The following is a 14,417-nucleotide window of genomic DNA, read 5'->3' as shown; positions in this document are numbered from 1 at the left end:
AAGTGGTGATAAACCATTAAGTCGGCATTCCTTAACAGAGATATCCGGCAAAAAGGTTTATACAATAGATGGTTTTCAAGATTGGTTTACAGCGTTATACTTACGCTTATCCTGAGTTCAATCATCTGATTATCGAACACAAACACCTCGTTTTGGATCGTGCGATAATAGCTGATTCTGTTCCTTCTCTTGCTTCATAATTAGTATTAACGGCCAATGCGCATATATACTCGTTTTTGTCGAAGAGTTTTTTTGGCAACGTCCATTAAACGTGGTAAACTTTTAGTGAAGTGGATTTTTGGGAGGAACGCTTGTGGAATCTTTGTTGCATATAGCCGATTTACATGGCGGCTATACCCATAAAAATGTGCTGCACGGCATTTCACTGGATGTATTTCCAGGCGAAATCGTTGGGTTAATCGGTCTCAATGGTGCCGGGAAAAGCACGACGATTAAACATATTATAGGTTTAATGCAGCCCAAAAAAGGGCGTGTTTCGGTTAATGGTCAAACGTTTTCGGAAAATCCGAATACATACCGGCGTCAAATCGCCTACATTCCGGAAATGCCGATATTATACGATGAACTGACACTGTATGAGCATTTGCAGTTGACAGCGATGGCCTATGATATCCCGGAAGATGTGTTTGAAAAACGCCTTACACCGCTTCTGAAGGAGTTTCGGATGGAAAAACGGCTGAAATGGTTTCCAACGCACTTTTCGAAGGGAATGCGTCAAAAGGTCATGATTATGTGTGCGTTTTTGATCGAACCGCCGCTGTACATTGTGGACGAACCATTCGTCGGACTTGATCCCCTTGGTATTAAGTCATATCTTGAATTAATGGACGGTATGAAAGCAGAAGGATCAGGTGTGCTGATGTCAACACATATTCTGGCCACAGCGGAACGGAATTGCGACCGGTTTGTCATTTTACATGATGGAGGCATCCGAGCGATCGGTACGCTGGAGAGTTTGCGCAGGGACTTTAACATGCCGGGTGCGACACTGGACGACTTATATGTGGAGCTCACAAAGGAAGATAGCCATGTTTAATTCTCATCGCTTCTTTAAACAGCGGCTCGCGTCTCATGTTAAAGAACTGAGCCGTTATCTGCGCTATATTTTTAACGGGCATATTGCGTTTGCGATGCTGTTTTTTGTTTCGGCGGGTGCCTATTATTACCGGCAATGGCTGGAAGAACTGCCAGAAGGCTTTCCAACAGCTCTGATTATCGGTGTTACATTCGGCCTGCTTGTGAGCCATAGTCCTGTACGCACATTGGTGAAAGAACCGGATCTGGTTTTTCTGATTGCAGCGGAACATAGAATGGGACCATATTTCCGTGATGCCATAATCTACAGTTTCGTCGTACAGCTTTACGTGATCTTTCTGGCCGGTGCGATGTTTGGCCCGCTTTATTTTGCGTCGTTTCCAGACCGTGCCGGTGATGCGTACTTGGGAACATTGTTTGTGATGCTGATTCTAAAAGCCGGCAATTTAATTGCGAACTGGTGGATGCTGAAAATCCGGGAGCCTGAATTGCGGCTGACGGATCAGATTATCCGCGTTTTGCTGAATGTGGCCGTGTTTTACTGTCTGGTACAAGGTGCGATGCTATGGGCCGGCATCACGACAGTGTTGTTTGCACTCATATTTTTATATGATTTAACGATTTCCCGTAAACGGGCTGGTGTCGTTTGGGATATGCTTGTGGAGAAAGACCGCAGTCGCATGCAGACATTTTACCGTGTGGCTAACATGTTTACAGATGTGCCCCATTTAAAAAATCAGGTTAAACGCAGACAGTGGCTCGTGTCGCTTGTCAGCCGGGTGCCGCTTGTCCAAAGCCGGACATTTGATTATTTATACCGGATCTCGTTTGTTCGCAGTGGTGATTATCTGGGGATTTACGTACGGCTGATTATTATTGGAGGATTAATCATTTATTTTGTGCCTAATATGTGGATGAAATTGCTCTTTGCTCTGCTCTTCGTCTACATGAGCAGTTTTCAGCTGATGACACTGTATCACCAGCACAGAACGAATATGTGGCTTGATCTTTATCCGGTCAGTCTGGCTGTTAGGCAAGACTCCTTTTTAAAATTGCTGTTCCAGCTGACAGGCATCCAGACGGTTCTGTTTACGCTTCTGTTTTTACTGATGCAGGAATGGGGCAGTATGGTCATCATACTGGCAGGCGGTACGGTGTTTAATTACGTGTTCACTAAGGGCTATGCAAGGCGAAAAATTAGTGCAGGCACAAAAGGCTGATCTTTATAGGATCAGCCTTTTGCCTGTGTTTGGGCCTGATAGGCGAAGTAGGCAGCGATCAGTGTTTTGGCAGCGACTGGAATAGCTCTCTCGTCAATATCAAACATCGGATGGTGGTGAGGGTATCCCTCTTTTTTGGCACCTGTGAAAAAATAGGCGCCCGGTTTTGCTTGCGTGTAGTAGGCAAAGTCCTCGCCGGCCATAACGGGCTGTATTTCCTCGGAAGTATGAATGTCGTCAACCTGTTTAGATGCCTCAAGAACTAGTTCTGCCTCCTGGGTGTTGTTAACGAGCGGTGGATACCCTTTGTCGTAGTCAAATGTATAGGAAGCGTCGTTGGCAATACAGGTCCCTTGAATGACTTTCTCCATTTCTTCAATTATCTGTTCCTGAACGTCCAGCTGCAGATAACGAACTGTACCTACGAGGCGTGCTTTATCGGCAATAACGTTAAAGGCGCTGCCGGCTTCAAACTGACCAATTGAGATAACGGCAGTTGACAGCGGATCCAGCCGTCTGGAGACGATTTCCTGCAGCTGTGAAACAAGTCGTGATCCAATTGTGATCGCATCTTTTGTCTGATGCGGGTAGCCGCCATGTCCGCCTTGGCCTTGAATCGTTATTTCAAAACGATCCGGTCCGGCCATGAAAGTATCTTTTGACGTCTGCAGGACGCCGAATGGTGTTGTTGCCCACAAATGCGTTCCGAAAACAGCATCCGCCTTATCAAGCGCACCGGATTCGATGATAGGCTGTGCTCCGCCTGGTGCATATTCTTCTGCATGCTGATGTAAAAACAAAATCGTTCCTGGCAAATCATCCTGAAACGCGGTCATGACTTTGGCAAGCGTTAAGAGTGAGGCCGTATGTCCGTCATGTCCGCATGCGTGCATGACGCCATCTATTTTTGACTTATAGGGCACATCTTTTTCATCCTGGATTGGCAGAGCGTCAAAATCAGCACGAAGGGCAACCACTTTTCCCGGTTTGCCGCCTTCAAGAGTTGCTATCACACCATTGCCACCGACGTTTTGCTGATATGGGATACCAAGTTCTTCATAAAAATCAGCAATGTACTGAGCTGTTTTGGTTTCCTGGAATGACAGTTCTGGATACTGGTGCAAGAAACGCCTGATTTCCACCATTTCCGGATATAGGTCATCCAGTTTGTTATGAATCGCCTTTAACACGTGAAGGCCTCCTTTATGTACTTCTTTTATCATAACATGCGTTGTAAAAAGGTATGGCCGGAATTTGCTGGCATAAAAATCCCCCTCAGGGCATTCAGATGCTGATTTGCAGATCTGTCTGTCCTAAGGGGGGTGCCCACAATAGCTTATTGTTACTTGTTTAAGACGCCTTCCGGATCAGCTAGAAGGTTTTCGACTTCTTCCTTATGCTTCGTTTCGTCAGCAATGACATCTTCCAGTTTTACAACGAGTGCTGTTTCGCCTAATTTCTCTGCCAGCTGTTTGCGTTCTTCATAGCGTTTGATCGTATCTGTCTCCGATTGCAATGTTGCCTCAAGCAGATCTTTGACTTCCGTTGGCTGTGATAGTTCAGCGGCTTTCGTTGTTGGAGTCCCGCCTAGAGCGCTAATTTTTTCGGACAGATATAACGCATGACCCATTTCGTCATTAATTTCATCTTCAAAGAAGGGTTTTAACGCTGCCCGATGCACTCCTGTTACAACAGCTGCACTGTACGTATATTGAATCGCTGCTGCATATTCGTGAGCCAGGTCGTCATTCAAACCATCAATCAGATTTTTGTAGTCTTTATTCATTATCCATCACAACCTTTCAATTATAGTCTGTCTTCACAAGTACTATTCCCGTCTGTGTTTTTTTGAAACATAAAATTGTTAAAAATACCTGCTGCAGAGGAGACGTCATTTTTGCTTTTGCTTTCTGGTCACTGTATAATACGCAGTGACTGGGCAATGTAAGCTGTTTGTACGAATACGATCAAGCATCAAGGGGAGATTTAACGCTATGCAAAAGAAAATACTGATCATCCTTGGCGTCATTATTGTGCTGGTTGCAGCTCTTTATTTTGCAACTAATTATAAGAGTGAACAGGCAGCGGTAGATAAAGACAACCCATATGGCAAAGATAATTTAGATCAGGCAACAATCGATCAATTGGATAACCCGAACTATCAGAATCAAATGGTGCCAAAAGAACTTGATGAGAAACTGTCAGATGGTGACGATATGGTCGTTTATTTTTATGATCCGACATGTCCGCATTGTCAGAAACTGACACCAAGACTGGTGCCGATTGCTCAGGACATGGGTGTTGATATGAAGAAATTGAATCTGCTGGAATTCAGGGATGGCTGGGACACGTATGACATCGATAGTACGCCGACGCTTGTTTACTATGAAGATGGTGAGGAAGTCGACAGGATTAACGGTCCTCAGCCGGATGATATGTACCGGCAGTTCTTTAAGGAATATGTTGTTAACGATACCGGTGAAACGGATTAACAAGCAGGCCAGAGATGATTAAGCCTGCTTGTTTCCACCGGCTTATTCGTTTTCCTCAATCATATGATAGCTGGTTAGAAAAGGTCTTTCCAGAAAATAGGCCGGCGGTTTGACGTCACTGCCTTCCTTGTGCGCCTGCTTAAACTGATCTGAGTTTTTCCAGTTGTTAAAGTCTGCTTCTGATGCCCATTGCGTCATAACAATATATGTATTGCCTTTTTTGGGACGCAATAACCGAAAACACTGAAAACCAGGTTCTGACTCAACCATTTGCTGCCGCTGTTTGAACTTGTCTTCAAATAGAGCTTTGCCATCATCAGAAACCGGGATGTTGTTCATCACCACGAAACCACTTTTGTTTAAATCACCGCTTGCCGTTACGGCTTCATATGACCGGCCGGCGGCAAAGACGTTCTTCTTGAAATTGCCTTCGCAGTAAACAAGCGTGTTGGCATTATCATGCATAAAGAAGAAGTCAATTGATGGTTGTTCAGCCGGAAGCTTCTGCAGAAAGTCATATGTTCCATTTGTCATATACGCGTTCATGATTAGTCTCCTTTCGTTAACTTTCCTTTCAGTTTAACATACCCGTTAAGCGACGTTATTAATCTGTTTAGAATAATGACTAACTAATATTATCTTTCGTCAATAAAAAGATTGTCGTATACTGTTTTTGAGGTGAATTTCCTAACAATGAAAAAGCTGAAATGGCTGCTGCTTTCATTCACATTCCTGCTTATATTAGGCGGCGCCGGGTTTCTTATCATATACTTCGGAGGGACTTTCCTTGTCGATGAGGATGCGCTGACGCTTGATGCCACAACGACAATTAAAACTTCAGACGGTGAGCTCATAGGTAAGCTGTATGATGAAAACCGGGAGCCTGTGACATTGGATGACATTCCGCAGAACGTTCAGAATGCGTTTATAGCGATTGAGGACAGGCGTTTTTATGATCATGGAGCTATTGATTTCAAAGCGACCGTCCGGGCCGTTGTGCGTGATATCATAGCCATGGACAAAGTGGAGGGAGGCAGTACCATAACCCAGCAGTTGGCGAGAAACCTGTTCCTTTCGAATGATAAAACGTGGATGCGCAAGATAAAAGAATTAATGACAGCTATTTATTTGGAACGCCATTTGTCAAAAGAGAAGATTCTTCAGTTGTATTTGAATAAAGTTTACTTTGGGAGCGGTGTGTATGGTATTGAAGCAGCAGCCTGGAAGTATTACGATAAGTCCGCTGATGAGCTGTCCCTTGCGGAAGGGGCGCAATTGGCCGGGTTGGTAAAAGCCCCTAATGGCTATTCGCCAATTCGGCATCCTCATAAAGCAAAAAAACGCCGTAATGTTGTATTGCAGGCTATGGAAGAGACGGGAGCTATCTCAGAGAACAAGCTTGATAAAACACAGGCAAAGGGTACGGAACTGGCTATTCAGAATTATGAGCCCAAGCCATGGACGGCAAGTTTTATCGACCTTGTACTGCAAAAGGCTAACGAACGGTATGATCTATCCAGGGATGAATTACGGCGCGGTGGTTATCAGATTGTGACAACCCTTGATCCGGACATTCAGCAAATTGTCTATAATAAATTTCAAAATGACGATTATTTTGCAGGCAATACCGGCGGAGCTGAAGGGGCTTTTGTTATGCTGGAACGCGATACAGGACACATAACGGCTGCTGTCGGCGGCCGCGACTATAAGCTTGGCGGCTTGAATCGAGTGACTGTGAAACGTCAGCCAGGATCGGCCATGAAGCCACTTGCTGTTTATGGACCAGCCATGATGGAAGAAACCTATCAGCCCTATAGCTTAATTCCTGATCGGAAAGGTGATATTGACGGGTATACCGTAACGAACTACGATGATCAGTATGCTGGTTATGTATCGCTATATGATGCTCTGGTGGAATCCAAAAATGTTCCAACCGTCTGGCTCTTAAATGATATCGGCATCCCGTATGCCAAGGATTACTTGGACAAACTCGGTATGCCGATTAAGGATAAGGGACTGGCTATTGGCTTAGGCGGATTATCCAAAGGAGTGACACCACTGCAGGTGGCCTCTGGCTATCGTGCATTTGCTAATGATGGTGCTACAGGCGATTCGGTAGCTATTGAGAAAATGAAGGACCGCGAAGGAACTGTCCTGCAGGCAGCGGAAACACATGATGAAAATGTCTTCAGCCCGCAAGTGGCCTGGGATATAACGTCTATTTTATCCACTGTTGTGACAGACGGTACCGGAAGTGCGGGGCGTTATCCTAAAGCACTTGCAGGCAAAACGGGTACAACACAGCATCCGCATGTGAATGGAGCTGATAAGGATGCCTGGTTTGCCGGATTCACACCCGAATATGTGAGTGCAGCATGGATGGGTTATGACACGTCCGATGCGGAGCACTATTTAACGGCGGGAAGTGAGATGCCCACGAAATTAACAAAGGCGATATTGTCACAAATCGATAAGCGGGATACGCTGGCCGGCTCGTTTGAAAAACCAGCGAATGTCTCAGCGCTGCCGGAACCAATCGAGCTTCCTGACGACATAACGCTGCATGGGAAGTATACATTTGGCGGTTTTTCACTGTTTGATGCTAAATTAGAGTGGACAGAGCCGCGTGATGACCGGATTATTTACCGTATTTATGAGGAAAAGGACGAGCAGGTTGATAAACAGGTTGCTGAAGTCAAAGGTGATCATGAATACGAAATTGATAACATCAAGCTGTTCGGCTCCTCGCGTTATTATGTTGTCCCCTATGACCCATTGACAAAAACAGAGGGACAAAAGTCGAATACAGTCGAGCTGTCGATGCAGTGATATAGAAGGGCTTATTAGACAAATTCATGACAATGCCTGATAATTCCTATACATCGGCATGAAGAATCGCTATAGTAAAACCTATACATGTTTATTACCGTGAAAAGGGTGGTGTCTGTGATAAAAGATTTTAATGATACGCTTTTACAAGCTTATCGAGGTGAATCAACCACTTACACGCCTGCCTGGTTTATGCGGCAGGCGGGCCGATCGCAGAAGGAATACCGTGAGTTAAAAGAAAAATATTCATTGTTTGAGATTACACATCAGCCGGAATTATGTGCCTATGTGACACGTTTGCCAGTGGAACACTATGGTGTGGATGCCGCGATTTTATATAAAGATATTATGTCGCCGCTTGTGCCATTGGGTGTTGATGTGGAAATTAAAAAGGGTGTTGGACCGGTGATCGGCAATCCAATCACCAGTTTTCAGGACGTCGAACAATTGGGCACGTTACAGCCGGAACGTGACGTGTCCTATGTGCTGGATACGATCCGCCTGTTAACTGAAGAACAGCTGAATGTACCGTTGATCGGCTTCAGCGGTGCACCATTCACCTTGGCAAGTTATATGATTGAAGGCGGCCCGTCTAAAAATTACAGCCAGACAAAGGCGCTCATGTACAGTCAGCCGGATGTCTGGTTTGCCTTAATGGATAAACTGGCAGTCATGACGATTGATTATGTGAAGGCACAAATTGCTGCCGGTGCTCGTGCTGTGCAAATTTTTGATTCATGGGTCGGAGCCTTGAATGTGGAAGACTATCGCTATTATATTAAGCCAGCTATGTCGCGTATCTTTTCAGCTTTGCAGACAGAAAATGTGCCGCTGATTATCTTCGGCGTAGGCGCACGGCATCTGTTACTGGAATGGAATGACTTGCCAGTAGATGTGATTGGGCTTGATTGGCGCACGTCGATTTCTGAAGCGCGTCAGATGGGAATCACCAAAGTGCTGCAGGGAAATCTGGATCCAACGGTTCTGCTTGCTGACTGGAAGACGATTGAAACAAAAACAAAAGCAATCCTGGATGAGAGCATGCACGACGGACGGCATATCTTTAATCTGGGCCACGGCGTAACCCCGGATATTAAGCCGGCTACTTTGCAAAAATTAACGAATCTGATCCATACGTATTCAAACAAAGCAATTTAAATTAAGAGGTGTTACATATGGAAAAAAAGAAAACAATTGGTTTGCTTGTGATGGCTTATGGAACGCCATACAAGGAAGAAGACATTGAACCATATTACACGGATATCCGGAAAGGCAAGAAGCCCTCTGAAGAAGCCTTGCAGGATTTGAAAGACCGTTACAAGGCGATTGGGGGTATTTCACCTCTGGCAAAAATTACGGAAGAGCAGACAAGTGCATTGGAAGCCAAGGTTAATGCTGAACAGGATGAGGTAACCTTTAAAGCTTATATTGGTTTGAAGCATATCAATCCATTTATTGAAGATGCTGTAGAACAAATGGCGGAAGATGGGATCGATGAAGCAGTTTCCATCGTTTTGGCTCCCCATTATTCAACGTTCAGTGTTAAATCGTATAATCAGCGCGCTGCTGATAAAGCCGCCGAACACGGCATAGCGATTGAATCAGTCGAAAGCTGGTATAATGAGCCAGGATTTATTAAATATTGGGCTGATCAGATTAAGGACGTTTACAGTGATATGCCGGAAGAAGAGCGGGAAAATGCTGCACTTGTTATATCAGCCCATAGTCTGCCGGAAAAAATACTGCAGAATGGCGATCCGTATCCCGACCAGCTGAAAGAAACAGCACGGCTGATTTCAGAAGAGACTGACATTCAACATTATGCTATCGGCTGGCAGAGTGAAGGAAACACGCCTGATCCATGGCTCGGACCGGATGTGCAGGATCTGACACGTGATCTGTATAAACAAGAAGGCTACCGCTCGTTTGTGTATGCGCCGGTTGGGTTCATCGCTGACCATCTGGAAGTTTTATATGATAACGACTATGAGTGCAAGCAGGTCTGTGATGAATTGGGCGCCACCTATCATCGCCCGGACATGCCTAATACACACCCACAGTTTATTGCAACACTTGCGGATGTCGTCATGAAAAAAAGCGTGACTGGCTATGAGTGAAACCAAAAAGATTCTAATTGCCGGCGGCGGCATTACGGGGCTAACAGCTGCCTACTACTTGCAAAAAGACATTCAGGAAAAAGGATTGCCCTATGAGGTAAAACTTGTTGAGGCAAGCAGCCGGATCGGGGGCAAAATTAAAACGACCCGCCGCAACGGATTCATTATCGAGCAAGGCCCCGATTCTATGCTGTCACGCAAACAGCCTGGTGTAAAATTGACAGGTGAGCTGGGAATGCGCGACCAAGTCGTTCACAACGGTACGGGTCAGTCTTACATTCTTGTCAAAAATAAGCTGCACAAAATGCCTGGAGGTGCCCATATGGGGGTGCCTGTAAGGATTCGTCCATTTCTTTTTTCCAGTATATTGCCGCTATCGGGAAAACTGCGGGCCGGTATGGATCTTGTCATTCCCAAAGGCAAAACAGGCGACCAGTCTCTGGGGGCTTTTTTACGCCGGCGTTTTGGCAATAAGTTAGTAGAAAATACGATCGAGCCGCTTTTGTCAGGTATTTATTCCAGTAATATTGATGACATGAGCATTCAGGCAACATTTCCGGAATTTTATCAGCTGGAACAGAATCACCGCAGTTTGATAAATGGCCTGAAAAAAACAAGACCGGAAAAGGCGAAACCGCCCCAAAAAACGAACAGCCAAAATCAGGGCGCATTTTTCTCATTTGCTAATGGACTGGAAACACTGGTTGAGCGTCTTGGTGACGTTTTGGGAGACACCATTTCACGGGAAATTGGCGTTGATCATGTCGAAAAGAAGGAACGGGGCTATCATGTTCTGTTGAGCAATGGCGAGGTCTATCAGGCTGATGCTCTCATTATGGCAACGCCTCATCAGACGTTGCCTAAGATCTTCAGCCAGTTCAGCTTGTTTGAACCATTGCGGGCTATGCCAGTGACATCGGTTGCCAATGTGGCGATGGCCTTTGATAAATCGGCCATTAAAAAAGATATTGATGGAACTGGATTTGTCGTGTCGCGGAACAGTGATTTCCGGATTACGGCATGCACCTGGACACATAAAAAATGGCCTGGTGCGGCTCCTGATGGTAAAGCACTCGTGCGGTGTTATGTCGGCAGACCAGATGATGCCTCAATCGTGAATAAATCGGATGAGGAAATTAAGGCTATCGTACTGCGGGACTTAAACAAAACGATGGACATCACAGCTGAGCCTGAATTCAGTGTCGTCAGCCGCTGGAAGTCTATTATGCCGCAATATACTGTCGGTCATACCGATCGGATTGCTGGTGTCCGCCGGGCTGTGCGCAGAGAACTTCCGGGCGTCACTTTAGCAGGCAGTTCTTACGATGGTGTTGGTGTTCCTGATTGTATCGATCAGGGTGAGAAAGCCGCTAATGAAGTATTGGCTCATTTGAATGATCACGACTGAATACTGCCGTACAGCGGTGTTTTGACTTCCGGCGTTTTCACCATGCCTGATGGACCCCAAGAATAATAAAAAGCTGGGACAAGATTAGTGGAGCCGCCCGCGGAAAGACGATGTCTATTTCCGCGGGCGGTTTAGTCAGGCAAGCGTTGGTTTTGGCTGTTCGCACTTTTGTCCCAGCTTCTTTAATAATCAGTCATACGTTTTTTCCAGTTCATCTATAAGCTGGCCGACATAGGCAACAGCTTCTTTGATGGCATCTGGATTGGTCATATCAACGCCGGCTTTTTGTGCCAATTCGGACGGTGTCCTGGTTCCGCCATCTTTCAGGACAGATAGCCAGCGATCGACAGCCGGCTGTCCTTCATGGCGGATCTGACCGGCCATTGCCGTGGAAATGGTCAAACCGGCTGAATAAGTATACGGATACAATCCCATATAATAATGTGGCTGGCGCATCCAGGTAAGGCCGGCGTCATCATCAATAACAGCAGCATCGCCCCAGAAGTTTTCGAGTGTTTCTTTTTTCTGTTTACACAGGACGTCAGCGGTCAGTGGAGTGCCTGTTTCCGCCAGGTCATAAACACGGCGCTGGAACTCACCTTCGAGCAAGTGGGTCACAAAGTTATGATAATACGTGCTTAAAAGCGAACTGATAACCCAGCGTTTCCTGCGCTTATCGTCCGTTTGGGCCAACAGATTATCAGCCAGCAGCAATTCATTCAATGTCGAAGGTGCTTCGATAAAATAGGTAGACGGGCGGGTGTTGACAAGGGACTGATTGCTACCGGCAAGATAAAAATGACCAGCATGTCCCAGTTCGTGTGCCAGCATAAATGCACCGCGTATCGAATTGGTCCACGTGATGAGAACATAGGGATGAACACCGTATGGCGATGAGCAGAATGCCCCTGTCTTCTTGCCGATATTATCTGCCCGATCAATCCAGCGCTCAGTGATGCCCTTGTTTATAATCGCACTGTATTCCGGTCCCATAATCTGAAGGGCCTCCGAAATCATATCGGTTGCTTCCTGATAACTCGTTTCGGGGTTAAATTCCGGATCGAGCGGTGCCTTCAGATCGCAAAAACGCATGTCACTCAGACCAAGTTTTTCTTGTTTCAGTTTAGCAAACCGGCGCATGTGCGGTGCCAGTTCCTGCTGAATGATGTCAAGCTGGTTGTGATACATCTCCCGGCTGACCTGCTGCGGCTGCAAAAGCATATCAGTGACGGAATCATACCCTCTTAAACGCGCGGTGGTAACTTGTTTGGTCACTTCAGTAGCGTAAACTGCTGCCTGCGTGTTCTTGTACTGGTTTAGAGTGCTGACAAATGAGTCATAGGCTTGACGACGCACATGTGTATCAGATGACATTTCATAGCTGTCTTCGAAAAGTGCGGCAGACATCGGCATCTTATTGCCATCGCGGTCCTTAATTGGCTCAAATGTCATGTCAGCTGTTTTATTTCGTTCATAGATCTTTTGCGGCGCACTATGGACATCGGCAAGCGCGGCGAGTGTTTTCTCCGTATCTGGGGATAAAGTGAACGGTTTTTTTGCCAGAATATCCTGCACCATTTTACGATAGACTGCCAGATCCGGCTCTTCATTTATGAATTGTGTTAGGGTCGCTTCGGATAGCATTAAGAGTTCATTTTCTACAAATGCCAGCTTAGCACCTATGTCAGCCAGCACGGCGGAAACTTTTGCTGCGTCAGCCTGATTGTCTGGATCGGAACCGTCGGCGCTTGATTTTAAATTGGCATAAGTGGCTGCACGAATCAGCCGCTTTTGAAAATTTTCTTCAGCCTGCAGTCCCTTGAGCAAGGTTTTGGCATTGGCAGTCAGCTGCCCCTGGAATTGTATGACCTCACTCACATCCGTTTGAATAGCGTTTAGTTCCTGCTCCCATTCCTTATGGGTGGTGAACAAATCAGTTAAGTCCCAAGTCTCCTCTTTTGGTACTTCGGCACGTGATAAACGTTTTGCTTCCCTGCTCATGATCATGCTCCCCTCCATGTAATTTGTTTCTCCAGTAAATTATAAAATAAATAAGGTATAAATAACATCATTTTCCGATATTTTAAAAATTATTTTTAGAATCTTTTTTGGATCAACGTTCGCTTTTTTTCTGCGGGGTCTTCTTCCCGCAGGAGTCTTCGTGTTTTCCTCCGCTAGCTGGTCTTGTGCCATATTGATTCATTAATATAAACCTTAGATTTTGGTGGAGAGCCTCTTTTTTACCGGCTCGATTTAAGACAAAAAAATACAGCTGTTGCATAGCTGTATCAATGGAAAGGAAGGCTATTGTGCAGTACAATGATGTTAGACTTATCTGGCCGGACTATCACAATTGTCACACAGGTTGCCGTAGCAATCGGCTTTCTCAGATATTATTTGACCGCAGTTATGGCACTTTTTGTGCGGCAGGTTCCGGAAAAACTCAACAACGTTCATCATGTGTTAACAACCCCTTTTGAATAGTAGTTACATTGTATTATAACAGTATGAAACAAGTCAACCCTGTGTTACAACAAAATGGATTAATTGAGGTGATTTTTTTGAAATTAACAATTATTGGTTTATGGGGTGGTTATCCAGCTCCGGGTGGTGCCACTTCATCTTATCTACTGGAAGAGGACGGCTTCACACTGCTTCTTGATGCAGGGAGCGGTTCTTTATCGAGATTACAGACCAGAAAACAGCTTACGGATCTGGATGCTGTTATCCTGTCACATTACCACCATGATCATGTGGCAGATATTGGTGTCCTGCAGTATGCTCTGCTGTCACAGTCCTTTATCAGTTATGATGGTAATGTCTTACCGATTTATGGGCATCAGGAAGACGCGGATGGTTTCGCTTCACTGACGCACAAGTACACAGAAGGGATTGCTTATGACCCGAATGCGTCACTGGAAATTGGGCCATTTACGATCACTTTTTTAAAAACGGTTCATCCAGTTCCCTGTTATGGCATGCGAATCAGTAACGGAGATAAGGTCATTGTCTATACTGCCGATACGGCATTTCAAGAGGATTGGTATGATTTCGCAAAAGATGCCGATCTTTTGCTGACCGATTCTAACTTTTATGCCGAGCAAGATGGCTCTCAAGCAGGCCATATGACCAGTCGGGAGTGTGGCATAATTGCGCAGGAAGCCAGTGTTCAGGAACTTGTTCTTAGTCATTTACCGCAATATGGTGATCAGAACAATCTGGTCCGTGAGGCTGAGAATTATTTCTCCGGCAAAATTGAGCTGGCCAGGGAAGGATTGACTTGGGAGAAATAGAT

At 45.6% G+C, this 14,417-nt stretch carries 13 protein-coding genes; 8 read left to right on the top strand and 5 right to left on the bottom strand.

Annotation, left to right across the window (positions count from 1 at the left end):
* Positions 1-313: 313 nt before the first annotated feature.
* Together ACZ444_RS10825 and ACZ444_RS10820 are read left to right on the top strand one after the other, a co-directional pair.
* Positions 314-1,057, top strand: coding sequence for an ABC transporter ATP-binding protein (locus ACZ444_RS10825; protein ID WP_382357763.1), 744 nt, complete (start codon positions 314-316; stop codon positions 1,055-1,057).
* Positions 1,050-2,276 carry an ABC transporter permease gene (locus tag ACZ444_RS10820; protein ID WP_382357762.1) on the top strand — a complete coding sequence of 409 codons (1,227 nt, stop codon included), beginning with the start codon at positions 1,050-1,052 and terminating at the stop codon, positions 2,274-2,276. Before ACZ444_RS10825 ends, ACZ444_RS10820 begins: the two co-directional genes overlap by 8 nt.
* 11 nt (positions 2,277-2,287) lie before the next feature.
* On the opposite strand, the gene ACZ444_RS10815 is transcribed toward ACZ444_RS10820, so the two are convergent.
* Both ACZ444_RS10815 and ACZ444_RS10810 read right to left on the bottom strand, forming a co-directional pair.
* A complete protein-coding gene (locus tag ACZ444_RS10815) occupies positions 2,288-3,466 on the bottom strand; it encodes a M20 metallopeptidase family protein (RefSeq protein WP_382357761.1) in 1,179 nt (392 codons plus the stop codon).
* A gap of 152 nt (positions 3,467-3,618) precedes the next feature.
* On the bottom strand, positions 3,619-4,062 hold the full coding sequence (locus ACZ444_RS10810) for a ferritin-like domain-containing protein (protein ID WP_382357760.1): 444 nt from the start codon (positions 4,060-4,062) through the stop codon (positions 3,619-3,621).
* Between the two features lie 208 nt (positions 4,063-4,270).
* Here ACZ444_RS10810 and ACZ444_RS10805 point away from each other — a divergent pair, with 208 nt between their 5' ends.
* Positions 4,271-4,768 carry a thioredoxin family protein gene (locus ACZ444_RS10805; RefSeq protein ID WP_382357759.1) on the top strand — a complete coding sequence of 166 codons (498 nt, stop codon included), beginning with the start codon at positions 4,271-4,273 and terminating at the stop codon, positions 4,766-4,768.
* Positions 4,769-4,810: 42 nt separating this feature from the next.
* Here ACZ444_RS10805 and ACZ444_RS10800 read toward each other — a convergent pair whose 3' ends face one another.
* Complete coding sequence (locus tag ACZ444_RS10800; protein WP_382357758.1) at positions 4,811-5,314, bottom strand: antibiotic biosynthesis monooxygenase family protein; 504 nt, start codon at positions 5,312-5,314, stop codon at positions 4,811-4,813.
* A gap of 147 nt (positions 5,315-5,461) precedes the next feature.
* On the opposite strand from ACZ444_RS10800, the gene ACZ444_RS10795 reads away from it, so the two are divergent.
* The 4 genes from ACZ444_RS10795 (at position 5,462) to hemY (ending at position 11,122) form a co-directional block, all read left to right on the top strand.
* Positions 5,462-7,597 (top strand): transglycosylase domain-containing protein, encoded by a 2,136-nt coding sequence (locus tag ACZ444_RS10795; RefSeq protein WP_382357757.1) that lies wholly within the window; start codon positions 5,462-5,464, stop codon positions 7,595-7,597.
* 117 nt (positions 7,598-7,714) lie between these two features.
* Positions 7,715-8,755 (top strand): uroporphyrinogen decarboxylase, encoded by a 1,041-nt coding sequence (gene hemE, locus ACZ444_RS10790; protein WP_382357756.1) that lies wholly within the window; start codon positions 7,715-7,717, stop codon positions 8,753-8,755.
* A gap of 17 nt (positions 8,756-8,772) precedes the next feature.
* Positions 8,773-9,714 carry a ferrochelatase gene (gene hemH / locus ACZ444_RS10785; protein WP_382357755.1) on the top strand — a complete coding sequence of 314 codons (942 nt, stop codon included), beginning with the start codon at positions 8,773-8,775 and terminating at the stop codon, positions 9,712-9,714.
* Positions 9,707-11,122, top strand: a complete 1,416-nt coding sequence (hemY, locus tag ACZ444_RS10780) for a protoporphyrinogen oxidase (protein WP_382357754.1) — start codon at positions 9,707-9,709, stop codon at positions 11,120-11,122. Before hemH ends, hemY begins: the two co-directional genes overlap by 8 nt.
* Before the next feature lie 189 nt (positions 11,123-11,311).
* Here hemY and pepF read toward each other — a convergent pair whose 3' ends face one another.
* Together pepF and yhfH are read right to left on the bottom strand one after the other, a co-directional pair.
* Entirely contained in the window at positions 11,312-13,123 is a 1,812-nt protein-coding gene (pepF, locus tag ACZ444_RS10775) for an oligoendopeptidase F (protein ID WP_382357753.1), read from the bottom strand.
* 330 nt (positions 13,124-13,453) lie between these two features.
* Positions 13,454-13,582, bottom strand: coding sequence for a protein YhfH (gene yhfH / locus ACZ444_RS10770; protein ID WP_382357752.1), 129 nt, complete (start codon positions 13,580-13,582; stop codon positions 13,454-13,456).
* A gap of 101 nt (positions 13,583-13,683) precedes the next feature.
* Between yhfH and ACZ444_RS10765 the strand changes: the two genes are divergently transcribed.
* On the top strand, positions 13,684-14,415 hold the full coding sequence (locus ACZ444_RS10765) for an MBL fold metallo-hydrolase (RefSeq protein ID WP_382357919.1): 732 nt from the start codon (positions 13,684-13,686) through the stop codon (positions 14,413-14,415).
* The last annotated feature ends 2 nt before the right edge of the window (positions 14,416-14,417 follow it).

Source organism: Lentibacillus kimchii, from assembly GCF_055381965.1.
Note: the sequence above shows the minus strand (reverse complement) of the source record. Positions and strands in the feature narration are given on the sequence as shown.

What these genes read in the sequence shown, in the direction of transcription:
- pepF (WP_382357753.1), bottom strand. Translation starts at nt 13,123, where the DNA reads ATGAGCAGGGAAGCAAAACGTTTATCACGTGCCGAAGTACCAAAAGAG.
- hemH (WP_382357755.1), top strand. Translation starts at nt 8,773, where the DNA reads ATGGAAAAAAAGAAAACAATTGGTTTGCTTGTGATGGCTTATGGAACG.
- ACZ444_RS10795 (WP_382357757.1), top strand. Translation starts at nt 5,462, where the DNA reads ATGAAAAAGCTGAAATGGCTGCTGCTTTCATTCACATTCCTGCTTATA.
- hemY (WP_382357754.1), top strand. Translation starts at nt 9,707, where the DNA reads ATGAGTGAAACCAAAAAGATTCTAATTGCCGGCGGCGGCATTACGGGG.
- ACZ444_RS10810 (WP_382357760.1), bottom strand. Translation starts at nt 4,062, where the DNA reads ATGAATAAAGACTACAAAAATCTGATTGATGGTTTGAATGACGACCTG.
- yhfH (WP_382357752.1), bottom strand. Translation starts at nt 13,582, where the DNA reads ATGATGAACGTTGTTGAGTTTTTCCGGAACCTGCCGCACAAAAAGTGC.
- ACZ444_RS10820 (WP_382357762.1), top strand. Translation starts at nt 1,050, where the DNA reads ATGTTTAATTCTCATCGCTTCTTTAAACAGCGGCTCGCGTCTCATGTT.
- ACZ444_RS10800 (WP_382357758.1), bottom strand. Translation starts at nt 5,314, where the DNA reads ATGAACGCGTATATGACAAATGGAACATATGACTTTCTGCAGAAGCTT.
- ACZ444_RS10805 (WP_382357759.1), top strand. Translation starts at nt 4,271, where the DNA reads ATGCAAAAGAAAATACTGATCATCCTTGGCGTCATTATTGTGCTGGTT.